Here is a 21,496-nt window from a genome sequence, read left to right as displayed (position 1 = left end):
ACCCCGCACGCCCCCGCGCGATCCGTCCGGCGGTCAGGCCGCGGTTTCCCAGGCGCCGTAGCCGCCGAGCAGGTCGGAGGTCTGCGGGTGGCCGTGGTGGCGGAGCAGGCTGGCGGCGATGGAGGAGCGGTGGCCGCCGGCGCAGTGCACGACGACGGCGCGGTCTCGCGGTATCTCGGCGAGGCGGTGCGGGAGTTCGGCGAGCGGGAGGTGGACGGAGCCGGGGATGTGGCCGTCGGCGCGCTCGCCCTCGCCGCGGACGTCGAGGACCAGCGGGGGTTCGGCGTCGGTGAGTTCGGCGCGCAGGTCGGCGACGGTGCGGCGGGGGGCCTGGCGCATCTGCTCGGGGACGGCGCGGAAGGCGGTCTCGGGGTCGGCGAGGTAGCCGGCGACGCGGTCGAAGCCGATCCGGGCGAGCCGGGTGACGGTCTCCTGTTCCCGGCCCTCGGGGGCGATCACCAGCAGCGGCCAGGCCGGGTCGAGGACGGTGCCGGACTGTTCGGCGAAGCGTCCGTCGGCGGGGACGTTGATGGCGCCGGCCAGGTGTCCGGCGGCGAATTCGAGCGGGTCGCGAGCGTCGACCACGACGGTGCCGGTCTCGGCGCGGCGGCCGAGGAAGGCGTCGGCGTCCAGCGGGGCGGCCAGCGCGGCGGCGTCGAAGAGTTCGCGGTCGCGGCGGTTGAGGTCGGCGTCGTAGCCGAAGTAGCCGGGGGCGGTGGGCTGTCCGGCGGTGACGATCGCCACGAACTCGTCCTCGGTCATCGGCGCGCAGGCGTAGTTGGTGGCGCGCTGCTGCCCGATGGTGGACTGCCGCTCGGTGGAGAGGTTCTTGCCGCAGGCGGAGCCGGCGCCGTGCGCGGGGAAGACCCGGACCTCGTCGGGCAGTGCCATCAGCTTGTGCTGGACGCTGTCGTACAGCATCCGGCCGAGCTGGTCGGCGGTGACGCCGGCGGAGGCGAGCAGGTCGGGGCGGCCGACGTCGCCGATGAACAGCGCGTCGCCGGTGAGCACCCCGTACGGGACGGTGTCGTCGGCGCGCTCGCGGACCAGGACGCTGATCGACTCGGGGGTGTGGCCGGGGGTCTCGACGATCTCCAGGACGACGTCGCCGAGGCTGATCCGCTCGCCCTCGGCGAGCTTGCGGATCGGGTACTCGGTCTCGGCGCGGCGGCCGTAGCCGATCCAGGCGCCGGTGCGGTCGGCGAGTTCGAGGTGGCCGGAGAGGAAGTCGGCGTGGAAGTGGGTGTTGATGACGCCCTCGACCGTGAAGCCGCGGGCCTCGGCCTCCGCGAGGTACTCGTCCACGTCCCGGCGCGGGTCGACCACCACGGCGCGGCCGGTGGTCTCGTCCGCGATCAGGTACGAGGCCTGGGAGAGGCAGTCGAGGTAGTACTGGGCGAAGAACACGGGGGTCCTCTTCCTCTGGGTGGGCCGGGCGCGCCGCCGAGGCGTGCCGGAGGGGGTCCGCGGCCGGGGGCGTCCTGATCGGACGCCGCTCCCGGCCCGGGCGGGTTTCGATACCCCCGTAGGTATTATTACAGGCAGTTCGCGGCCATCGGCCTGGCCGGTCGATACCGGTGGGGGTATATGCTCGGTACCAACGATATACCCCCGCCGGTATCTTCCCCAGGACGGCCCGCCGTCCCGGAACCCGCCGGCACCCCACCCGCACCGCACTCCCACCCCCAGGAGGTCACCGTGGCCTGGACCCCTCAGCCGCCCGTGCCCGCGCAGATCGACCCCACCGAGGCGCACCGCCTGGCCGCCGCCGGCGAGGCGCTGCTGCTCGACGTCCGCGAACCCGAGGAGCACGCCGAACTGCACGCGCCCGGCGCGGTCCTCGTCCCGCTCGGCGACCTGGACGGCGCCGCGGGCCTGGAGACCGTACGGGCGGCGGGCGACGGACGGCTGGTGCTGGCGGTGTGCCGTTCCGGGAACCGCTCGCAGGCGGCCACCGAACTGCTCAACGCGCACGGGCTGCCGACCGTCAACGTGGCCGGCGGGATGCGCGACTGGCTGCGGGCCGGACTGCCCGCGCACGACGGCGCGTGTCGCTGCGGCGGCGCGGTATGAGCATCGCCCTGCTCGCGCTGGTCGCCGGCGCGGTGGTCGGCATGGCGCTGGGCGGGCTCGGCGGCGGCGGCAGCATGCTGGCCGTCCCCGCGCTGATCTACCTGATCGGGCTGACGCCCGGCACCGCGACCACCGCCAGCCTGCTGATCGTGGCCGTGACCTCGCTCACCGGCCTGGTCGCGCACGCCCGGGCCGGCCGCGTCCGCTGGCGCGAGGGGCTGCTGTTCGGCGCGGCCGGGCTCCCGCTCGCCGCGCTCGGCGGAGCGCTCTCCCGCCACCTGCCCGGCGCCGCCCTGACCGGCGCGTTCGCCCTGCTGGCCGCGCTGGCCGCCTGGCGGATGCTGGCGGGCGGACGGCGGGCGGCCGCGGAGGCGGACACCTCCGTGCGGCTCCCCTCCGCGCTCGGCTCGGCGCTCGGCTCGGCGGCGGTCGCCACGCTCGTCCCGTCCCCCGCGCTCGTCCCGTCCCCCGCGCTCGTCCCGTCCCCCGCGCTCGCGGGGGTGCCCGGCGGCGGCGCGGTCTCCGGCGGTGCGGCCGGGGCAGCGGCGGTGACGGAGACGGAGACGGAGACGACTCCCGCCGGGGTGAGCCTCGACGCGTGCCCGCTCCCGGTCGCGTCCGGGGCGGCGGGCCGGGTTCCGGTGTCGGCCCGGCGGTCCGCGCTGGCGGGCGCGGGGCTCGGGGCGGCGACCGGGGTGCTGGGCGTCGGCGGCGGGTTCCTGGCGGTTCCCGCGCTGGTGTCCTTCCTGGCCTTCCCGATGGCCGAGGCGATCGGGACCAGCCTGCTGGTGATCACCCTGAACTCGCTGGCGGCGCTGCTGCCCCGGCTCGGCGCGGCCGCCGAGATCCCCTGGACCACCGTCGGCCCGTTCGCGGCCGCCGCGGTGCTCGGCGCCTGGGACGGCAAGCGGCTCGCGTCGAAGCTGTCCGGCCGCACGCTGCAGCGCCTGTTCGCCGGCGCCCTGCTCGCCGTCGCCGCGCTGATGCTGGTGGACGCCGTGCTCTGACGCCCGCGCGCCCCCGGCCCCGAGCCGCCTCCCGCCCCCGTCCGTGGTGGCGCCGGTCACGGCCCGGTTCCCGGCCCTCCGGTTTCCGGCACCACTCGGGCATCCTTGGACATTCCCCCCACCTCCCCGCCCGGCCCGTCCACACGCGCCGGGTCCGTCTCCTCCCGAAGGGTTCGACCCGCTCCATGACCACTCCCCTCAGCGTCGACCAGCTCCAGCCCCGCCTGCATCAGCTGACCGTGATCGACGTCCGCTCCCCCGGCGAGTTCGCGGGCGGCCACATCCCCGGCGCCCACAACGTGCCGCTCGACCAGCTGGCGCAGGCCCTGCCCGCGCTGCGGGCGGCCGCCGAACGCGGCGAACTGGCGATCGTCTGCGCGTCCGGCGCCCGGGCGTCGAACGCCTGCGAGCAGCTGTCGGCGGCCGGCATATCGGCGCTGCTCGTCGACGGCGGGACGTCCGCCTGGAGCGCCAACGGCGGAGCGCTGAACCGGGTGCCCGGCCAGAAGGTCCGCTGGGCGATGGACCGGCAGGTCCGACTGGTGGCCGGTTCGCTGGTGCTCGCCGGCATCGTCGTCGACGTGGCCGTCCCGGGCGTGCGCTGGGTGTCGGCCGCCGTCGGCGGCGGCCTGCTGTTCTCGGCGGTCAGCAACACCTGCGCGATGGGCTCGCTGCTGGGCAAGCTCCCGTACAACCGCCCGCGCAACTCCGGTGCGGCGCTGGACGCGACGCTCACCGCGCTGCACAGCGGCGGCAAGTGACCTCCGACGGACGGTAGTTCGACCACCGGGCGAGCGCCGTTCCTGGCCCTCGGGGCCCGCTCGCCCGCATCACGGGCGGGCCGGCCCCGGAGGTGTTCGGCGCGGTCGGACGGGGCGCGGCGCGGGGGTCAGCGGCCGGCGGCCGCGCCCTGGGGGCTGGGGGTGGCCGTTCCCGCCGTCGGGGTGCAGGAAGCGGCGGGGGCCGCGGTGTTGTAGTGGCTGGCCAGCCAGAAGCCGGCCAGCAGGCCGACCGCGCCAAGTGCCTTGTGACGGTTGCGTTTCCACCACGAGGGCGTACCTGCGGCCATGAACCGCAGTTGGGTGAAGTCCGGATGTTCGCTCGGGGGTGCGTCCTTGAACATTCCCATCGCGGATGATCCTCCTCTCGCGTCGGGGAGTTCATGACCATACGCCCGGTTCCGCCCCGGCCGCAGGCAATTAATCCCGTTTCACGGGTCTGCGCGCGCCCCCGCGCGCCCCCCTCCGCGCCCGGCGATCGGCCCGACGGGCGTGTTCACCCGTCGGCCCGGCGATCGGCCCGGCAGGCGCGTTCACCAGTGCGCGGGGCGGGCTAGGCCGGCGCCCAGGCGGGTCGCCGAGTCGCCCTTGGCGGCGTTGAGTTGGGCCTGGGTGAGGTACAGCGCACCGGTCAGGTCGGCACCCCGCAGGTCGGCGTCGCGCAGGTCCGCGCCGATCAGGTCGGCGTCGCGCAGGTCGGCGCCGGAGAGGTCGGCCGCGATCAGGTAGGCGCCCCGCAGGTTGGCCCCGCGCAGGTCGGCTCCGCGCAGGCGGGCGCCGATCAGGTCGGCGCCGCGGTGGTTGCGCTTCTTGCCGGGCAGCGCGTTGCGGGTCAGTTCGCTGGCCTGGAGCAGGAGTTCACTGGTCTCGGCCCGGATCGCGGGCACGTCGGCGGCGATCAGCCCGGCGGCGTCCCGCAGGGTCAGCTCCTCGATCCGGTCGAACGCCCGGCGCAGCTCGGCGTGCACCGGCTTGGCCTTCGGCAGTTCCAGCGCCTCGGCCAAGTACCAGAGCAGTTCGTGCAGTTGGCGCATCACCGGGAACGCCTCGAACATCTGCCGGGCGCGGTCCGGGTCTTCGCGCCAGCTCCGCCCGTCGAAGGTGTGCCGGGAGATCTTCTGGCCGGCCCCGAAGCAGTCGAAGACCGTGCAGCCCTGGTAGCCGCGCTCGCGCAGGGCGGGGTGGATCCCGCAGCGGTAGTCGGTCTGGAGGTTGCGGCAGGGCGTGCCCGCGTTCTTGTTCGCCGCGAAGTCGGCGGACTTGGCGAAGGGCAGGGCGACACAGCACAGCCCGAAGCAGGCGGAGCAGTCGGCGAGCAGGTCGAGTCGACGGCCGGTCGGGGCGGAGTGCTGCTGGTCGGTCACGGTACGGGGTCTCCTGCGGCAGGTGGTGGTCGCTCCATTCTCCCTGCCCGGTCGGCCGCCCCCGACCTGTGCCGCGCTGGCGGTCCCCGACCGGGGCAGCCCGGGCGGCCGTGCCGCGCTGGCGGCCGTGCCGCGCGGGTGGCGTACCGCGCGGGTGGCGTACCGCGCGGGTTTACTGGAACACGAGGACAAGGATCGGCCAACAGACCCGCCGCGTCCGTCGTTCCCCCGTGTCGGGTTCAGCCGGGGCCGGTGCGCCGAGTAGGGTGTGCGGTCCCCGGGTGCGGATCACCCGGGCGGGTGGGACACCGAGCTGTGCGGTCCGGCGGTGTGCCGGGTCCGCCGACGGCCCCACGGGGGACGTGGTGAGGGAGGAGTCAGGGGTGCGGCCCGAATCGCCGGGCGGCGGCTCGACGGATTCGCTGCTCGCGGCTGCCTCCGCGGCGCTGCGGGTGGACCGCGACGCGCTGGCGGACGCCCTGCTCGACCAGTTGCCCGTCGCGTGGGCGGTGCTCGACGAGCAGTTGTGCTGGCGCTACCTGAACCCGCCGTTCCAGCAGGTCACGGGCGTGTCGCCGGCGTCCGTACTGGGGCGGCAGGTCGAGGGGCCGGACCGGGCGGTGTGGCGGGTCCTGGCGGACGGGCGGCCGCGGTCCGGGGTGTTCGCCGGTCGGCCCGCCGACTTCCGCCGGCTGGAGGTCGGCGGCGCGCCGACCGGGGTGCTGGTCGCCCTGCCGGGCGGCGCCGACCCGCACCGGGCCGAACTGGAGCGCGTCCGGGCCCGCTTGGCGCTGCTGGAGGCCGGGTCGGAGCGGATCGGCACCACCCTCGACCCGGACACCACCTGCGCGGAACTCGCCGCGTTCGCCGTCCCCGACTCCGCCGCCCTCGCCCTCGTCGACGTCCTGCCGCTCGACACGCCCGACGCCATCGGTGGCGCGGCCGCCGGCGGGAGCGCGACACGCCCGGACCCGTCCCCCGCCCCGACGGCCGACCCGGCCCGGCCCCGCCTGCGGCTGCGCCGGGCCGCCACCGCCTGCGAGAAGGGGCTGGCCGACTGCCCGACGTCCGGCCCGGCCGCCCCGTCCGGCCCGCCCGGCTCGTTCGGCGGGGCGGTGCGGCACCGTCCGGGGTCGGTCACCGCGCGGGCGCTCGCCGAGGGCCGGCCGGTGTCGGCGAACCTGTTGTCCGCCGAGGAGTTGACGGCGCTGGCACCGGACGAGGACGCGCTGGCCACCTGCCTGGACGCCGGGGTCGACTGCCTGCTCGCGATACCGCTGATCGCCCGCGGCCGACCGATCGGGGTGCTCACCCTGGCCCGGGCGCACGGCAGTTCGCTCGGGTTCACCGACGAGGACGCCGAACTGCTCGCCGCGGTCGCCGGGCGCGCCGCGCTCACCCTCGACCACGCCCGGCGCTACGCCCGCTCGCAGAACACCGCCCTGGAACTCCAGCGGGCCCTGCTCGCCGAACCCGGCAGCCCGCACCCCAACCTCGAACTCGACTCCCGCTACCTGCCGTCCGGGATCACCTCCGTGGTCGGCGGCGACTGGTACGAGACGGTGCGGCTGCCGTTCGGACGGACGCTGCTGGCGATGGGCGACGTGATGGGGCACGGGGTCGAGGCCGCCGTCGACATGAGCAACTACCGTTCGACGCTGCGCTACGTCGCCGCGATGGACCTGCCGCCGCACCGGATCCTGCGCCAGCTCGACACGCTGATCGCCGAGCAGGAGAACGCCCGTCCGGCGACCTGCGTACTGGCCCTCGCCGACCCGGCCCGCGCCCGCTGGACGCTCGCCAGCGCCGGCCACCTGCCGCCCGCGCTGCTCACCACGCACGCCACCGAACTGGTCGAAGTGCCGACCGGCCCGCCGCTGGGCACCGGCGTCGGCGGCTACGAGCAGACCACCCTGGAACTGCGCGCCGACCACGCCCTGCTGCTGTACACCGACGGCCTAGTGGCAATACCGGTGACTTTGGTCCAGTTGGGTCGTTGGGCTGGGTATGCCAAGGCCTGGACAGCTGAAGTCGTCGGTGGGTGACCGGTTCTCGGATCGGATCGCGTTGGGGGTGCTGACGCGCGCCTATCCGCCGGAGTTGATCGACGAGGTCGTTGCCGCGTGCGGTCGGACCGAGCAGCGGAGTCGACTGCTGCCCGCTCGGGTGGTGGTCTACTTCGTCCTGGCGATGTGCCTCTTCTTCGGCCAGGGATACGAGGAGGTGGCCCGGCTTCTCGTCCAGGGGCTGGAGCGGGAGAGCCGCTGGGCGAACGGTTGGCGGGTGCCGACGACGGCGGCGATCGGACGGGCCCGCCTGCGGCTGGGCCCGGAGCCGCTACGGGCCCTGTTCGCCCGGGTCTGCCGGCCGGTGGCGGCCGAGCATACGCAGGGCGCCTGGTACCGGCGGTGGCGGCTGGTCGCGGTGGACGGCACGACGTTCGATCTGCCGGACACGGCGGCGAACGCCGAGTTCTTCGGACGGCCCGGCACCAGCCGAGGGCAGGGCCGAAGCGCCTATCCGCAAGCGAGAGTCGCGGCGCTGGCCGAATGCGGCACCCACGCGATCTTCGCAGCGGAAGTCGCCTCGCTGTCCGTCCACGAGACCGCCCTGGCCGAGCGGCTGTTCCCCGCCCTGGCCGAGGACATGCTCGTGCTCGCCGACCGGGGCTTTTGCGGCCTGGACCTGTGGCGGTCCGCCCGGGCCGGCGGGGCCGACCTGCTGTGGCGGGTCAGGAGCGTCGCCGTGCTGCCGGTCATTGCCCCGCTCCACGACGGCTCCTACCTGTCCGAGATCGTCGCCGCCCGCGACAGGAACCGGCGGGAGGACCCGGAGCGGGTGCGGGTCATCGAGTACACGATCGGCTCGCGCGGTGGCGACGGCACCGTCTACCGGCTGATCACCAGCATCCTTGACCCGGCCGACGCCCCGGCGGGCGAGCTCGCCGCCCTCTACGCCCAGAGGTGGGAGATCGAGAACACCCTCGACGAGCTCAAGAACCACCAGGGCGCACCCGGGCTCGTGCTGCGTTCCCAGCACCCGCGCGGAGTCGAGCAGGAGATCTTCGCGTTCCTGCTCGTCCACCACGCCCTGCGCGACCTGATGCACCAGGCCGCCATGCGAGGCGGGCACGATCCCGACCGGATCTCCTTCGCCCGCACCCTTCGAGTCGTCCGCCGCCACGTCACCGGGCAGGCGGCCCTTTCCCCCCTCCCGACTGGCCCGGGCACTCACTCAGAGCCTGCGTGAGATCACCGAACGGCTGCTGCCCGCAAGGCGGTCACGTTCCAATCCCCGCGTCGTCAAACGCAAGATGTCGAACTGGGCACTCAAACGAGCCGAGCACTACAGCCCACCCCCACCCGCGGCCCCCACCGTCCGGCTTGTCGGGCCGACCAAGACCAGCCCAACCCGCCGGAAATCAACCTAAATCACCGGTATTGGGCCTAGTGGAGCGGCGCGGCGAGGACATCGACGTCTCGCTGGCCCGCCTCTCCGGCCTCCGGCTGCCCGCCGACGGACCGCTCGACTCACTGCTGGACGGCACCCTCGCCGCGATCGCCCCGCAGGACGCCGAGGACGACATCGCGCTGCTGGTGGCCCGGGTCCGGCACCGGCCGTCCTGAACCCGCGCGCCACCTCGGCGGCCGGGGCCCCGGTACTCCGGCGTTCCGGTACCCCGGCGTCACGGCGTCACGGCGCCCCGAATCGGGCGGGTCACACCGGCCAAGCGGGTCGCGGGCCGTCGTCCGCCGGGTGTGGCGCCGGGCGGCCCCGGCGCGCCCACGAGACCAGGGCGGCGGTCAGCACGCCGAACGCGACGCCCCAGACGACGAACACGGCCCCCGCCGACTCGTTGACGTGCCCGCCGTTGCCCTGCGGGGCGGGCGCACCGCCGGACACCACCACCGGCAGCAGGAGCAGGCCCGCGCCGGTGAGGGCCAGCAGCGGCCAGTTCAGGGACTTCGGCCGGGCGCGCCGGGCCGAGAACCGGGCGCCGGCGGTGAGCAGCAGCACGCAGACCAGCGCGGGCAGCACGGTGTAGGTCAGCCACTCGGCGAGCAGCGGCGTCCCGTACCACTCGGCGTCGGGGCGGGGCTGGTCGTAGTAGTACAGGGTCCTGGGCTGGGGCGTCCCGAGGAAGTCGCGGATGCTGCCCGGGGCGAGGCCGCCGAGCAGCGCGCCGACGGCCATCGGGGCGACGGGGCGGCGCTCCGGGGCGGCAGGCCGACGCTTCGGGGCGGCGGTCAGGCGGAGGGCCAGGGCCGCGCACCAGCCGGCCAGGGCGCCGAAGAGCACGCCCTTCGCGGCGCCGTAGCCGATCGGGGTCCAGGCGTTCCACGGGTAGTCGTCCGTGTGCGCGGCGCGCCAGGCGCCCGCGAGACCCCAGGCGAGCGCACCCGCCGCCACGCCCCACGGCACCACGCCCGCGATCGCGATCCGCTGCGGCGGCCGGGCCGCCCCGTTCGGGCCGTGCCCCGCCGAGCCGTGCTCCGGGGTGCCGGTCCCGGCACCGTCCACCGTCTCGGCCATCGTCGGCCCCACCTGCCCGTCCTGCCTGCCCTGCCGCGCCGGGGCGCGCTTTCGTGTCGTACCCGGCCGGTTGGCCGCGCTCGGGTACCCAGTAGCCGGGACGCGGCCGCCGATCACCCGGTTCCGAACGGTGCCGGACGGCGCGCGGGCGGTGCCGGGCTGCTACGCCTTGCCGGCGGGGGCGGGGGCGGGGGCTGCCGGGCGGGCGGCGGTGGGCCAGTCGCGGCGGTAGCCGGCCGAGAGCGGGCCGCCCGCCAGGTCGAGCACCTCGGCGGCGGCGGCCAGCAGGGCGGCGGGGTCGCCGGTCTCGGACAGGGCGCGGTGGGCGTCCAGGAGGCGGGCGCCGAGGTCGGGGGCGGCGGCGAGCAGGCGGCGCGGGAACCACTTGCCGGTGCCGATCCAGGCCAGGTGGTGGTCGCACAGCAGATCGGCGGCGGACCGGACGGTCTCGGTGCCGATCGCCAGCGCCTCCAGCCGGTCGGGGGTGTCGCCTAGATCCTCCAGCAGGTCGGTCAGCGCGTAGCGCAGGGCGTCACGGCGCTCGTCCCCCAACGGGGCCGGGCCGGCCAGCAGTTCGGCCCGGCAGTCGGCGGCGAGCCGGGCGGCGTGGCCGTCGCGGTCGAGCAGGACCAGCCCGGTCGCGTACATCTGCTGGATCACCACGCGGCGGGAGGCCGCGTCGAAGGCCCGCAGTTCGGCGAGTCCGGCCAGGGTGTGCGCGAACACCTCGACCAGCCGGCCCTCGTGGCGCAGCGTCTCGCGGTGGGTGGGGTGCCCGTCCGGCAGCAGGACGGCCAGGTCGAGGTCGCTGCCCGCCCGTTCGCGTCCGGCCGCGACGGATCCGGCCAGCACCACGGACCACGCCTCCGGGTAGCGCTCGGCGGTGAGCCTTCTGGCCTGGTCGATCAGTGCGTCTCGCATGCGGACAGCCTTCCACGGCGCGGCCCGGCTCCGGTATCGCTTTTACCAGCGCCGCCCCGGACTGCGGGCCGAGGGCTGCGAGCCGACAGCGCCGGGGCCGGAGTCGGCGCCACCGATTTGTCAGCCGCCCTGGCAAATCATCGGCCGGACGCGCCACCCGCCGACCCGCCCTTCGACCGCCCCTCCGGCCCTCGCGCCTCCTGCGGCTCCCGCCGCTCCCGGGGTCCGCGCGACCCGCGGGCCCGGCGGGCCCGGTCGGCGGCGTAGGCCGCGCCTGCGGCGAGGGCGACCAGCGCGGCGGTGGCCAGGCGTCCGCCGACCAGGTCGAGGCCGAGGAAGAGCACGAACAGGAAGGCGGCGACCGGGAGCAGCAGGGCGAGCAGGGTCTGGCCGAGGACGGCGATGGTGGCCGTGCGGGCGTACACCTCCTGGGGCGGCCGGCCCGCACCGGTCCGGTCGGCTTCCTCCGGCCAGTAGAAGGCGGTGGCGCGCTGGGCGAGCGCGGTGGTGCCGCGCACGTTGGCCCGGCCCATGACGGGGATCCACACCACGGGGAAGGCGAGCCCGAAGGCCACCAGGAGGGCGGTGCCGGTCCAGTCGAGGATCCGGCGGAACCGGCTCCGGTGGTCCTCGCCGATGGCGACCAGGCCGAGCAGGTAGATCATCCGTCGCACCATGTCGAACCGGGCGACCCGAGACGCCTTGGGCGGTGGCCCGGCCGGGCCTGCGGCCTCGGCGACCGCGGCGGCTTCCGCGACTCCCGCGGCTTCGGCGGCCACGGCGTCCTCGGCAGCGGTGGCGGCCAGGGCGGCGCGGGCGTCCTGGACGGTGGGGTAGACGCCTTGCAGGACGAGGAGTTCGGCGGCCCGGTCGTCCTGGTCGCCGTCCGCTCCGGCGAGGGCGGCGAGCGCGAGGACCATCCGGGCCTGGGCGAGCATCCCGGCGCAGAACGCCACGGGGACGAGGAGGATGAGCGGCCCGCCGACCACACAGCCCTCGACCAGGGTCAGCCGGATGCCGTGGGTGACGACGGCGGTGCGCTGCTCGGCGACCGTGCCGGAGAGCCTGCCGACGGCCTTCGCGGCCGGGCCCGACTCCTGGTGCACGGCGAGCACGGCCAGGTGCTCGGGCAGCCGCACCGGGTCGTGCCGGACGGCCCGCCACAGCTCGCCGGCCGTACCGCCGCGGATGCCGCCGTCGTCGATCGCACCACCGTCGGCGCCGAGGCCCCCGCCAGCGCCACCGAGGCCGCCGCCACTGCCACCGTCGCGGGACGCCGGTGGCTCATCGGCGGGCCGGGCCGCCTCCCCTCCCGCATGCTCCATTCCGCCAGCCTACTCGGGCAAAAAGTGACACAACACGCATAGCCTGCCATTTCCCCGCCGCACGGGCCTCCGCGCCCTCCCGGAGGGGCCGTCGCCGGGCCGGAGCCGGTCCATTCACACGCTCGTGCGGAAATGGCGGCAAACGTTCGCCTCCGGTAAAGATCCCTTTGACTGGCCGCACGCCCGGATTGGCAACAACGTTGGCATGCGAGTCGCCATCGTCACCGAGTCCTTCCCGCCCGAGGTCAACGGCGTGGCCCACAGCGTGCTGAGGGCTGCCGAACACCTCGTCCGGCGGGGTCACCAGCCCCTGGTGATCACCCCCGCCCCGGCCCGGGGCGCGCACTGCCCGCCGCAGTCCTTCGGCCCGGACCGGGAGCCGCTGCCGGTGGTGCGCGTCCCCTCCGTCCCGCTGCCGCGCTACCCGCAGGTACGCATCGCGCTGCCCAGCCGCAAGCTGGCCGCCGCGCTGACCGCCCACCAGCCGGACGTGGTGCACCTGGCCAGTCCGTTCATCCTCGGCGCGCGGGCCGCCCGGCTCACCGAGCGCCTCGACCTGCCGACCGTGGCGGTCTACCAGACCGACCTCGCGGGGTACGCGCAGGCGTACCGGATGGGCCGGGGGGTCGGTTCGGCGATCGCCTGGGCGCGGATCCGCTCCGTCCACCGGGCCGCCGCCCGCACGCTCGCGCCGTCGACCCCGGCCGCGCAGGACCTGACGGCGCACGGGGTGCGCCAGGTCCGGATCTGGGCGCGCGGGGTGGACTCGGTGCGCTTCCACCCCGAGCACCGCGACGAGGCGCTGCACCGCGCGCTGGCACCGGGCGGCGAGGTGCTGATCGGGTACGTCGGGCGGCTCGCCCCGGAGAAGCGGGTGGACCTGCTGGCGGAGGCGTCCCGGCTGCCCGGGGTGCGGGTGGTGGTGATCGGGGACGGTCCGAGCGCGCCCGCGCTGAAGGCCGCGATGCCCGGCGCGGTGTTCCTCGGCCGCCGCACCGGCGCCGAACTCGCCCGCTGCTTCGCCTCGTTGGACCTGTTCGTGCACACCGGCCCGCTGGAGACATTCTGTCAGACCATCCAGGAGGCGATGGCCAGCGGCGTCCCGGTGGTCGCCCCGGCAGTCGGCGGCCCGCTCGACCTGGTCGGCCACCGACGCACCGGGCTGCTGGTCGCCCCCCGGGACGCGGGCGCCGTCGCCCGCGCCGTCGCCGAACTCGCCGCCTCCCCCGAACTGCGCGCCCGCTACGGCGCGGCGGGCCGGGCGGACGTCACCGACCGCACCTGGGAGGCGGTCGGCGACCAACTGATCGAGCACTACGAGGAGGTACTGGCCGAGCACCGCAGCCGCGGCCGCGGCCGCTCCGCCGCCCCATCCCCCGCAGCGGCCGCCCTCGACGCCCTCGGTACGCCGCTCCCGACCGCACAGCCGCTGCTCGCCGGGATCCCCGCGCCCCGCCCGGCCGAGGCCCCGGACAGCCCCGCGGCTCCCGACTCGACCCCCGCCCCTACCACTCCCTCCGCCCTCGCACCCGCACCCGCACCCGTTCCGCTCTCGGTCGAGGAGCTGCCCGCGTGAAGCGTGAAACGGCCCGCTCGGACGGCGGGTTGTGCATCGTCCGGGTGGCGAACTTCGTCACCCCGGTGTCGGGCGGCCTGCGAACCGCGCTGCGGCACCTCGGCGCCGGATACCTGGCGGCGGGCCACCGGCCCGTCCTGGTCGTGCCGGGGCCGGAGCACCGCGACGAGTGGACCGAGCAGGGCCGGGTCGTCACCCTGCCCGGCCCGCGCGTACCGGGCACCGGCGGCTACCGGGTGCTCCGCGACAGGCGGCGACTCGCCGCGCTGCTGGAGGAGTTGGCACCGGACCGGCTGGAGGTGTCCGACCGCACCACGCTGCGCTGGACGGGCGCCTGGGCGCGGGCGCACGGGGTGCGGTCGATGATGGTCTCGCACGAGAGCGCCACCGGTGTGCTCGGCGCCTGGGGCGTGCCGGACGGCACCGCGCGGCGGCTCGCGGACCGGCTCAACTCCCGTACCGCGCGGGACTACGACACGGTGCTGTGCACGACGGCGTGGGCGGCCGAGGAGTTCGAGCGGATCGGCGCCCGGAACGTCGAACGGGCGCCGCTGGGGGTGGACCTCGCCGTGATGCGGCCCGAGTGCCACGACCCTTCGCTGCGCGCCGAGTTGGCCGATCCGCAGCAGGTGCTGCTGGTGATGTGTTCGCGGCTGTCCGGTGAGAAGCGGCCCGAACGGGCCCTGGAGGCGCTGGCCGAGCTGCGCCGCCGGCACCGGGTGCCGGCCGTGCTCGCGGTCGCCGGAACAGGCCCGCTGCGCGCCCGACTTGAGCGCCAAGCGGACGAACTCCGGCTGCCGGTCCGCTTTCTGGGACACCTGGCCGAACGCTCCGAGGTGGCAGCCCTGTTGGCCACGGCGGACGCGGTGATCGCCCCGGGCCCGGTGGAGACCTTCGGCCTGGCCGCGCTGGAGACCCTGGCCTGCGGCACTCCCGTCGCGGTCAGCCGCTCCTCCGCGCTGCCCCAGGTGATCGGCCGGGCCGGTCTCGCGGCGGCCGACACCGGGGACGGATTCGCCTCCGCCGTACGGGAGTTGCTGGACCGCCCGGAGGCGGAACGGCGGGCCGCCGCCCGTGCCCGGGCCGAGGAGTTCAGCTGGGACGCCGCCACCGCCGCCTTCCTCACCGCCCACCGGGCAGCCCGGCACTCTCCCGTCCCGGCCTCCACCCCCGCCCCCACCGACGCACCGGTCCCCACCGACGCACCCGTCCCGGCGGTGCCCGCAACCGGGTGACCAGCGACCCACCGACGCCCCCGCCTTGCTACCCCGCCGCCCCCACCATCCCCTGCCCGCAGTCCAGTTCCAGCACCTTCCCAGCCCCACCGGAGGGACGTGATGACGGTTCGATTCGCTGCGCTCGGCGACTCCCTCACCGAGGGTGTCGGTGATCCGGTACCCGGGGGGTGGCGGGGCTGGGCGGCACTGCTCGCGCCCGCCCTCTCGCCGGAGCCCGTCGAGTTCCGCAACCTCGCCAACAGCGGCGCGCTCTGCCGCGACCTGCTGGTGTCCCAACTGCCCACCGCCCTCGCGCTGCGCCCGGCGTTCGCGGGGGTGCTGGTCGGCGGCAACGACACCCTGCGGGCGTCCTTCAGGCTGGAAGCGACCGCCCGCCAATTCGCCTCCGCACTCAGCTCGTTGGCGTCGATCGGAACCGTCCCGCTGACCGCCTGCCTCCCCGATCCCGGGCGGCTGCTCGGCCTGCCCGCCCCGCTGGCGCGGCCGTTGGCCCGGCGGATGCGGGGCGTCAACGCGGTGGTGCACGCGCTGTCGGCGCACTACGGGGCGGTGCACCTGCACCTCGCCGAACTGCCCTGGACGGAGCAGCGGGCGCTGCTGAGCGTGGACCGGCTGCATCCGAGCGCGGCGGGGCACCAGTTGATCGCCCGGGAGTTCCACGCCCTGCTCGCCGGAGCCGGGCACCCGGTCGGCCGAGCGCCCGCCCCGCTGGCGGCGCGGGCCCCCGGCCGCGGGGCGGACCTGTGGTGGATGGCGACCCAGGGCACCCGCTGGGTGGCGGCCCGTTCGACCGACCTGCTGCCCGGCCTGGTCGCGCTGGCCGCCCTGGAGGCCCGCCACCTGCTGCGCGGCTCCACCCGGCGGCTCGACCTGGCCGAGGACCGGGCCACCGCCGCGCTCATCGCCCGCCTGACCGCCGAGCCACCCCCGAGCCCCACCCCGGGCCCGGGGCGGGAACCGAGCCCGCCCCCGGCCGGCACGGCGGCTCCCGTACCGACCGACGGACACGCCCAACAGCGCTGAGCGCCACGACCGTGCGACCGTGCGACCGTGCGACCGTGCGACCGCCAAGGCGACGGCGGTGGCACCCGAGACCGCCGACGCGGTCGGGGACTGCCCGACCGGGACGGTCGCGGTCACGCTGTCGCCGCCGGTCAGGCCGTAGGCCACCAGCGCGCCCTCGGGCCGGTCGACCAGTCGCTCAGTCGGCCGGGAACAGTCGTCCGAGGCGGTAGCGCAGGACGGCGGTCGCGTCCTGCGCACCGCGCTGGCCGAGCAGGACGCTGAGGCGGAGGCCGGCCGAGAGGGCCAGCAGGACGACGGTCTCCTGTCGGGCGTCCAGGCTGGGCGCGGTCTCAGTGCCCTGCCGGGCGGCGGTGAGCTGGGCCGCCAGGAAGGTCTCCATCTCGTTCGGCGCGGCGAGGAAGGGCTGCCCGGCGAGCGCCGGATCGGTGACGGACAGCACGGCGTACTCGGTGTAGACGAGGTGGAACGTCCGCCCCTCCTCGTCGGTGGGGACGGACTCCAGCAGGACCGCCTCGACGATGTCGCACGGACGCCCGGGAGAAGTTCCTCACCGCCTACGACCGCGCGATGGAACCGTGGCCGCGGCCCCGCCGCGCGCTCGACGTGGAGACCTCGTACGGCACCGTGCACGTCCACCACTACGGCCCGGAGGCCACCGGGCGGGGCGCCGGCGATCCGGTCGTCCTGCTGCACGGCCACGCCGGGCACGCGTCCAACTGGTACCCGCAGATCGCCGCGCTCGGCGCGCACCACCCGGTCTACGCGGTCGACACCCTGGACGACCCGGGACGCAGCGTGCAGCGGAAGGTGGCGACCGGGTCGGCGGAGAACGCGGCCTGGCTCGGCGAGGTGTTCGCCGGGCTGGGACTGGAGCGGATCCACCTGGTCGGAGTGTCGTACGGCGGCTGGCTGGCGCTGAACCAGGCGGTGCACGGGCCCGATCGGCTGGTATCCGTCACGGCGCTGGACCCGGGCGGGATCGAGAAGGTGCCGGCCCGGTTCTACGCGCACATGATCGGCGGCCTGTTCGGGATGCTCGCGCCACGACGGCTGCGTCCGGCGCTGGGGCGACTGCTGGCGAACCCCGCGCTGAGCGCGCCGCCGGAGATGATCGCCCCGCTGATGCTGGCGATGCGGACGTACAAGCCGAACGCCCGTCCGGCCGCCCGGCCGTTCGACGAGGGGGAGTTGGCGTCCGTCCGGGTACCGTCGCTGTTCCTGGTGGGCGCCCGCAGCGCGCTGCTGCGGCCGCGCCGGGTGGTCGAGCGGGTGGGCGCGCACGTCCCCGGGGCGCGGACGGAGATCGTGCCGGGCGCCGGACACGGACTCAACCTGGAGCGCCCGGAGTTGGTCAACGAGCGGCTGCTGGAGTTCTTCGCCTCGTGCCCGCAGGGGACGCCCCGCTGAGACCCGGCGAGGCGCCCCCGGTCGGCGTCGGGGTGCCCCCGATTCGGCCTCGGCTCACCACAGGTCGCCCTCGCGCCAGTCGCAGACCAGGTCGGCTCCGGTGTCCAACTCCCTCTCGCCGCCGAGGAGGTAGATCCCGCCGTCCTCCTCCTCGGTGCGCTGCCGCCCCTCCGGGCCGAGGGCCCAGGTGGGACCGGGCCAGGGGCGCCAGCCCCTGGCGAGGTAGAACGGGACGCCGGCCTCGCTGGCGCCGAGCGCGCCGAGTTCGTGGGCGGCGCGGACGATCCGCTCCGCCTCGTCCATCAACTGCCCGCCGATACCGTGCCGTTGGAGATCCCGGCGGACGACCACGCCCTCCAGGTAGCCGGTCCGCAGGACCCGGGCACCGTTCAGCAGGCGGCGCTGGACGACCGCCGCGTGCCCGACCAACTCGCTTCCGTCCCAGGCGAGTACGTGCAGCCCGCCGAGGCAGTGCGACCAGTCCTGCTCGGTCATGTCGTCCGGGCCGAACACCTCGAACAGCAGCGCCCGGGCCGCCTGCCGCTCCCCGGCGCCGAGGTCCGCCGTGTGCACCGTCCGCACCGTCACCATGCCGGGCATCCTCGCAGGACCGGCGGCACGGGGCGACACCGCGCGTCGCGTGGACGCTTCCGAGCCCCGGTCCGCCCGCGCCGTACCATCGCCCCCGAACCACCCAACGAGTACCACCGGACAAGATCCATCGGCGGGGCCGCCCGGACGCGGGCCCGCCGGGAGCTGGGAGGCAGTGCGCATGGACGTCGGTTTCATCGGCCTGGGAGGCATGGGGCGGGCGATGGCCCGCCGGCTGCTGGCGGCGGGCCACACGGTGCGGGTGTGGAACCGCTCGCCGGGGCCGGTGGCCGAGCTGGTCGCCGAGGGCGCCACGGCGGCCGGAACGCTCGCCGAGGCGTTCGGGGCGGAGGTCGTGGTGTCGATGCTCGCGGACGACCGGGTGGTCGAAAGCCTGCTGCTGAACGAGGAGCTGCTGTCCGGTGCGCGGGCCGCCGCGCACGTCAACATGGCCACCGTCTCGCCCGAACTGTCCCGTCGAGCCACCGAGTTGCACGTCCGACACGGCATCGGGTACGTCGCGGCGCCGGTGCTGGGCCGCACCGACGTCGCGGAGGCCGGGAACCTGAACATCCTGGCGGCCGGCCCGGCCGCCGAACTCGACCGGCTGGCACCGCTGTTCGAGGCGATGGGGCGCCGCACCTGGCCGCTCGGGGAGGATCCGGCGGCGGCCAACGTGGCGAAGATCAGCGCCAACTTCCTGCTGGTTTCGGCGATCGAGGCGTTCTCCGAGGCCGCCGCGCTCGCCGAGGCCAACGGGCTGGACCCGGCGGCACTGCTCGACGTGCTCACCAACTCCCTCTTCCCCGGCCCGGTGTACGCCGGCTACGGGACGATGATCACCCGGCAGAGCTTCGAACCCGCCGGATTCCGGCTGGCACTGGGCCTGAAGGACGTGAACCTCGCCCTGGAGGCCGGGACCGCCGCCCGCGTCCCGCTCCCGCTCGCCTCCCTGCTGCGCGACTCGCTCCTCCAGGCCGTCGCCCACGGCCGCGGCGAACAGGACCTGGCCGCGATCTCGACCACCTCCCGCACCCGCGCCGGAATCTGACGAGCCGTCACAACAGGCGCCGGGCGCCGGGCGCCGGACGCCGGACAGCCAACCGGCCAAACCCCCGACCCGGCGCCCACCCGACCCCCGACCCCCGCCCCGCCACCACCTGCCCGCCCCCCGCCGACCCTCTCCCCCACACCCCCTTTTCGTCGTATTGACGACAAGGGGCGCCTCCACTTATCGTCATAACGACGAAAAGAAAGGACGGCACGACTCCCATGGCCGACATCACCCGCCGCTTCGGCTTCCGCCACCTCCGCTCCAACCCCACCAGCCACATCCGCCACCTGCGCGGCGGCCAACTCGCCCACGAGGGCACCGGGCTGGCGTTCTGGTTCCGTCCGCTCAGCGCCGCGATATCCGAAGTGCCGGCGGACGACCGCGAGTTGGCGATGATGTTCCACGCCCGCACGGCGGACTTCCAGGACCTCGCGGTGCAGGCCACCGTCACCTACCGGATCAGCGACCCCACCACCGCCGCCACCCGGCTGGACTTCGGCATCGACCCGGACACCGGCGCCTGGCGCGCCGAACCGCTGGCCCAGCTCGGCACCCTGCTGACCGAGACCGCCCAGCAGCACGCGCTCCAGCTGATCGCCCGGACGCCGCTCGCCGACACCCTGGTGGACGGCGTGACGGCCGTCCGCGAGCGGATCGCCGAGGGCCTGGCGGCCGAACCCCGGCTGGCCGAGATCGGGTTGACGGTCCTCGCGGTGCGCGTCACCGCCGTCCGCCCGGAGGCCGAGCTGGAGCGGGCGCTGCGCACCCCGGCCCGCGAGCTGGTCCAGCAGGAGGCCGACCGGGCGACGTACGAGCGCCGGGCCGTCGCGGTCGAGCGGGAACGCGCGATCGCCGAGAACGAGCTCGCCAGCCAGATCGAACTGGCCCGCCGCGAGGAGGAGTTGGTCTCCCAGCGGGGCACCAACGCGCGGCGCGAGGCGGAGCAGAAGGCCGCCGCGGACGCGGTCCGCACCGACGCGGAGGCGGCCCGCCGCACCCGGATGGCGGTCGCCGAGGCCGAGGCCGCCGGCACGCTGGCCGCCCAACAGGCCGAGGCGACACGCTCGTTGGGCGAGGCTAAGGCCGCCGGCGAGGCCGCCTGGCTGGCCGCGCACCAGCAGGCCGGGCCGGAGGTGCTACAGGCACTGGCCCTGATCCGGCTGGCCGAGCACCTGCCGCGGATCGACAGCATCACCCTCACCCCCGACGTCCTCACCGGCCTGCTCACCCGCCTGACCGCCCCCGGTACCCCGCATCCCACCAACGCCGTTGCGGAGAACGGGCGGTGAGCCTCTCCCCGCGCGTGGTGCTGGTCCACCGGCGCACCGAGTACGAGGAGCTGATCGCCCGGCACGGCACCCGAGGCCAGGCCGAGTTCTTCCTCTCCCGGCGCGGCCGCTCGCTGGCCGAGGCCGAGCAGCGCCACCACCTGGCCCGCGCCGCGGTCGCGGCGGTGTCCGCGGCCGTGCCGCTGGACTGGCGGCAGACCCGGGTCGAGCGCACCGACCTGGACCGGTTCCTGTTCGGCCCGGAGGACGTGGTCGTGGTGGTCGGCCAGGACGGCCTGGTCGCGAACGCCGCGAAGTACCTGGCCGGGCAGCCGGTGATCGGCATCGACGCCGAGCCGGGCCGCAACGCGGGCGTCCTGGTCCGGCACCGGGCCGAGCAGGCCGGGGCGCTGCTGCGGGCGGCCGTGCTGCCGGGCGCGGAGCGGCGGCTGGAGTTGCGCACGATGGTGGAGGCGGTCGCCGACGACACCCAGCGGCTGCTCGCGCTGAACGAGGTCTACCTCGGGCAGCCCGGCCACCAGACCGCCCGCTACCACCTGGCGGCCCCCGGCGGCGCGGCCGAGTCGCAGGCCTCCTCCGGGGTGCTGGTCGGCACCGGCACCGGCGCCACCGGCTGGTGCCGCTCGGCCTGGCTGGAACGCGGCAGCCGGCTGGAGCTGCCCGCCCCGACCGCGCCGCGCCTGTCCTGGTTCGTCCGCGAGGCCTGGCCGTCCCCGGTGACCGGCACCTCCCGCGTCGAGGGCCTGCTGGACGCCGACCAGCACCTCGCGCTGACCGTCGAATCCGAACTGCTGGTCGCCTTCGGCGACGGCATCGAGTCGGACGCCCTGCACCTCACCTGGGGCCAGACCGTCCGGATCGGCCCGGCCGCCCAACGCCTCCACCTACTGGCCTGACCCCCAGACGCTCCCGCACGCCCCCGCCTGCACGCCCTGCTCGCACCCCCCGAACCGAACGGCCCCCGCCTTCCGGCCGCCGCCCGGGGCGCCAGCTCGCGACCGTCCGCCCCGGGCCCGCCTACGATGGAACGACGCCGATGCAGCCACGCCGACGGGAAGAGGGCCCGGCCATGACTCGACGATTCGCACTCACGTTCCCCGGGGAGACCGGCGGCCACGCCGAGCAGGACGTGGTGGTGGTCGAGGCGACCGGCACCCGGGGCCCGGGCGGCCATCCGGTGTACGCGGACCCGTCCGGCATCGTGCAGGCCGAGATCAGCGACCTGGGCGAGGTCCGGATGCTGGCCAGCGGCGGCCACCAGGCCCCGCGCACCCCGCTGCACGCCGAGCCGCTGCCCTGAGCGCGGCCGGGAA

Annotated in this window: 21 protein-coding genes and 1 pseudogene; 14 read left to right on the top strand and 8 right to left on the bottom strand. The window is 75.7% G+C overall.

Annotation, left to right across the window (positions count from 1 at the left end; genetic code table 11):
• Positions 1 to 33: 33 nt before the first annotated feature.
• Positions 34 to 1,407, bottom strand: a complete 1,374-nt coding sequence (locus tag KSE_RS33880) for an MBL fold metallo-hydrolase (RefSeq protein ID WP_014139903.1) — start codon at positions 1,405 to 1,407, stop codon at positions 34 to 36.
• Between the two features lie 291 nt (positions 1,408 to 1,698).
• On the opposite strand from KSE_RS33880, the gene KSE_RS33875 reads away from it, so the two are divergent.
• The 3 genes from KSE_RS33875 (at position 1,699) to KSE_RS33865 (ending at position 3,841) form a co-directional block, all read left to right on the top strand.
• Complete coding sequence (locus KSE_RS33875; RefSeq protein WP_014139902.1) at positions 1,699 to 2,073, top strand: rhodanese-like domain-containing protein; 375 nt, start codon at positions 1,699 to 1,701, stop codon at positions 2,071 to 2,073.
• Entirely contained in the window at positions 2,070 to 3,080 is a 1,011-nt protein-coding gene (locus tag KSE_RS40520; RefSeq protein WP_014139901.1) for a TSUP family transporter, read from the top strand. The genes KSE_RS33875 and KSE_RS40520 overlap by 4 nt, the downstream gene beginning before the upstream one ends.
• Before the next feature lie 185 nt (positions 3,081 to 3,265).
• The gene (locus KSE_RS33865; protein WP_014139900.1) at positions 3,266 to 3,841 is read left to right on the top strand and encodes a rhodanese-like domain-containing protein; all 576 of its coding nucleotides are present in this window, start codon (positions 3,266 to 3,268) and stop codon (positions 3,839 to 3,841) included.
• Positions 3,842 to 3,969: 128 nt separating this feature from the next.
• On the opposite strand, the gene KSE_RS41680 is transcribed toward KSE_RS33865, so the two are convergent.
• Complete coding sequence (locus KSE_RS41680; protein ID WP_148283206.1) at positions 3,970 to 4,209, bottom strand: hypothetical protein; 240 nt, start codon at positions 4,207 to 4,209, stop codon at positions 3,970 to 3,972.
• 183 nt (positions 4,210 to 4,392) lie between these two features.
• Positions 4,393 to 5,223, bottom strand: coding sequence for a pentapeptide repeat-containing protein (locus tag KSE_RS33855; protein WP_014139899.1), 831 nt, complete (start codon positions 5,221 to 5,223; stop codon positions 4,393 to 4,395).
• Between the two features lie 383 nt (positions 5,224 to 5,606).
• Between KSE_RS33855 and KSE_RS33850 the strand changes: the two genes are divergently transcribed.
• The 3 genes from KSE_RS33850 to KSE_RS42455 all read left to right on the top strand — a co-directional run bounded on the left by KSE_RS33850 (position 5,607) and on the right by KSE_RS42455 (position 8,849).
• A complete protein-coding gene (locus tag KSE_RS33850) occupies positions 5,607 to 7,268 on the top strand; it encodes a PP2C family protein-serine/threonine phosphatase (protein WP_014139898.1) in 1,662 nt (553 codons plus the stop codon).
• Positions 7,231 to 8,472, top strand: coding sequence for an IS4 family transposase (locus KSE_RS33845; protein WP_014133439.1), 1,242 nt, complete (start codon positions 7,231 to 7,233; stop codon positions 8,470 to 8,472). Before KSE_RS33850 ends, KSE_RS33845 begins: the two co-directional genes overlap by 38 nt.
• 191 nt (positions 8,473 to 8,663) lie before the next feature.
• Positions 8,664 to 8,849, top strand: coding sequence for a PP2C family serine/threonine-protein phosphatase (locus tag KSE_RS42455; protein WP_148283205.1), 186 nt, complete (start codon positions 8,664 to 8,666; stop codon positions 8,847 to 8,849).
• Positions 8,850 to 8,940: 91 nt separating this feature from the next.
• Here the strand turns inward: KSE_RS42455 and KSE_RS33840 are convergent, their stop codons facing one another.
• From KSE_RS33840 to KSE_RS33830, 3 genes are all read right to left on the bottom strand, one after another.
• Complete coding sequence (locus KSE_RS33840) at positions 8,941 to 9,756, bottom strand: hypothetical protein (protein ID WP_014139896.1); 816 nt, start codon at positions 9,754 to 9,756, stop codon at positions 8,941 to 8,943.
• A 162-nt stretch (positions 9,757 to 9,918) separates the two neighbouring features.
• Positions 9,919 to 10,677: a nucleotidyltransferase domain-containing protein gene (locus KSE_RS33835; RefSeq protein ID WP_014139895.1), complete on the bottom strand. Its 759-nt coding sequence runs from the start codon at positions 10,675 to 10,677 to the stop codon at positions 9,919 to 9,921.
• A 137-nt stretch (positions 10,678 to 10,814) separates the two neighbouring features.
• Positions 10,815 to 12,002 carry a hypothetical protein gene (locus tag KSE_RS33830; protein ID WP_014139894.1) on the bottom strand — a complete coding sequence of 396 codons (1,188 nt, stop codon included), beginning with the start codon at positions 12,000 to 12,002 and terminating at the stop codon, positions 10,815 to 10,817.
• 205 nt (positions 12,003 to 12,207) lie between these two features.
• Between KSE_RS33830 and KSE_RS33825 the strand changes: the two are divergent.
• The 3 genes and pseudogenes from KSE_RS33825 to KSE_RS33815 form a co-directional block, all read left to right on the top strand.
• Positions 12,208 to 13,344: pseudogene (locus tag KSE_RS33825) on the top strand (glycosyltransferase family 4 protein); the annotation flags it as partial.
• A gap of 230 nt (positions 13,345 to 13,574) precedes the next feature.
• A complete protein-coding gene (locus tag KSE_RS33820) occupies positions 13,575 to 14,813 on the top strand; it encodes a glycosyltransferase (RefSeq protein WP_197540726.1) in 1,239 nt (412 codons plus the stop codon).
• 102 nt (positions 14,814 to 14,915) lie between these two features.
• Positions 14,916 to 15,839, top strand: a complete 924-nt coding sequence (locus KSE_RS33815; RefSeq protein WP_014139891.1) for an SGNH/GDSL hydrolase family protein — start codon at positions 14,916 to 14,918, stop codon at positions 15,837 to 15,839.
• Between the two features lie 178 nt (positions 15,840 to 16,017).
• Here KSE_RS33815 and KSE_RS33810 read toward each other — a convergent pair whose 3' ends face one another.
• Positions 16,018 to 16,344 (bottom strand): TetR family transcriptional regulator C-terminal domain-containing protein, encoded by a 327-nt coding sequence (locus KSE_RS33810; protein WP_231873458.1) that lies wholly within the window; start codon positions 16,342 to 16,344, stop codon positions 16,018 to 16,020.
• 65 nt (positions 16,345 to 16,409) lie between these two features.
• On the opposite strand from KSE_RS33810, the gene KSE_RS33805 reads away from it, so the two are divergent.
• The gene (locus KSE_RS33805; protein WP_014139889.1) at positions 16,410 to 17,249 is read left to right on the top strand and encodes an alpha/beta fold hydrolase; all 840 of its coding nucleotides are present in this window, start codon (positions 16,410 to 16,412) and stop codon (positions 17,247 to 17,249) included.
• A 54-nt stretch (positions 17,250 to 17,303) separates the two neighbouring features.
• On the opposite strand, the gene KSE_RS33800 is transcribed toward KSE_RS33805, so the two are convergent.
• On the bottom strand, positions 17,304 to 17,840 hold the full coding sequence (locus KSE_RS33800) for a GNAT family N-acetyltransferase (RefSeq protein ID WP_106437787.1): 537 nt from the start codon (positions 17,838 to 17,840) through the stop codon (positions 17,304 to 17,306).
• A 181-nt stretch (positions 17,841 to 18,021) separates the two neighbouring features.
• Here KSE_RS33800 and KSE_RS33795 point away from each other — a divergent pair, with 181 nt between their 5' ends.
• The 4 genes from KSE_RS33795 to KSE_RS33780 all read left to right on the top strand — a co-directional run bounded on the left by KSE_RS33795 (position 18,022) and on the right by KSE_RS33780 (position 21,483).
• Positions 18,022 to 18,891, top strand: a complete 870-nt coding sequence (locus KSE_RS33795) for an NAD(P)-dependent oxidoreductase (RefSeq protein ID WP_014139887.1) — start codon at positions 18,022 to 18,024, stop codon at positions 18,889 to 18,891.
• A gap of 221 nt (positions 18,892 to 19,112) precedes the next feature.
• The gene (locus KSE_RS33790; protein WP_014139886.1) at positions 19,113 to 20,183 is read left to right on the top strand and encodes an SPFH domain-containing protein; all 1,071 of its coding nucleotides are present in this window, start codon (positions 19,113 to 19,115) and stop codon (positions 20,181 to 20,183) included.
• Positions 20,180 to 21,079 (top strand): NAD(+)/NADH kinase, encoded by a 900-nt coding sequence (locus KSE_RS33785; RefSeq protein WP_014139885.1) that lies wholly within the window; start codon positions 20,180 to 20,182, stop codon positions 21,077 to 21,079. The genes KSE_RS33790 and KSE_RS33785 overlap by 4 nt, the downstream gene beginning before the upstream one ends.
• Before the next feature lie 173 nt (positions 21,080 to 21,252).
• Complete coding sequence (locus KSE_RS33780; RefSeq protein ID WP_033259218.1) at positions 21,253 to 21,483, top strand: DUF6296 family protein; 231 nt, start codon at positions 21,253 to 21,255, stop codon at positions 21,481 to 21,483.
• The last annotated feature ends 13 nt before the right edge of the window (positions 21,484 to 21,496 follow it).

The sequence above is a fragment of the Kitasatospora setae KM-6054 genome, assembly GCF_000269985.1.
Classification (GTDB): Bacteria; Actinomycetota; Actinomycetes; order Streptomycetales; family Streptomycetaceae; genus Kitasatospora; species Kitasatospora setae.
The sequence above is the reverse complement of the archived record's forward strand: the minus strand, read 5'-3'. Positions and strand labels throughout refer to the sequence as shown.

Coding starts and splice junctions, on each gene's coding strand:
- KSE_RS33800 (WP_106437787.1), bottom strand. CDS start 17,840: ATGGTGACGGTGCGGACGGTGCACACGGCGGACCTCGGCGCCGGGGAG.
- KSE_RS40520 (WP_014139901.1), top strand. CDS start 2,070: ATGAGCATCGCCCTGCTCGCGCTGGTCGCCGGCGCGGTGGTCGGCATG.
- KSE_RS33790 (WP_014139886.1), top strand. CDS start 19,113: ATGGCCGACATCACCCGCCGCTTCGGCTTCCGCCACCTCCGCTCCAAC.
- KSE_RS33780 (WP_033259218.1), top strand. CDS start 21,253: ATGACTCGACGATTCGCACTCACGTTCCCCGGGGAGACCGGCGGCCAC.
- KSE_RS33805 (WP_014139889.1), top strand. CDS start 16,410: ATGGAACCGTGGCCGCGGCCCCGCCGCGCGCTCGACGTGGAGACCTCG.
- KSE_RS33840 (WP_014139896.1), bottom strand. CDS start 9,756: ATGGCCGAGACGGTGGACGGTGCCGGGACCGGCACCCCGGAGCACGGC.
- KSE_RS33835 (WP_014139895.1), bottom strand. CDS start 10,677: ATGCGAGACGCACTGATCGACCAGGCCAGAAGGCTCACCGCCGAGCGC.
- KSE_RS33815 (WP_014139891.1), top strand. CDS start 14,916: ATGACGGTTCGATTCGCTGCGCTCGGCGACTCCCTCACCGAGGGTGTC.
- KSE_RS33795 (WP_014139887.1), top strand. CDS start 18,022: ATGGACGTCGGTTTCATCGGCCTGGGAGGCATGGGGCGGGCGATGGCC.
- KSE_RS33865 (WP_014139900.1), top strand. CDS start 3,266: ATGACCACTCCCCTCAGCGTCGACCAGCTCCAGCCCCGCCTGCATCAG.
- KSE_RS33830 (WP_014139894.1), bottom strand. CDS start 12,002: ATGGAGCATGCGGGAGGGGAGGCGGCCCGGCCCGCCGATGAGCCACCG.
- KSE_RS33845 (WP_014133439.1), top strand. CDS start 7,231: ATGCCAAGGCCTGGACAGCTGAAGTCGTCGGTGGGTGACCGGTTCTCG.
- KSE_RS41680 (WP_148283206.1), bottom strand. CDS start 4,209: ATGGGAATGTTCAAGGACGCACCCCCGAGCGAACATCCGGACTTCACC.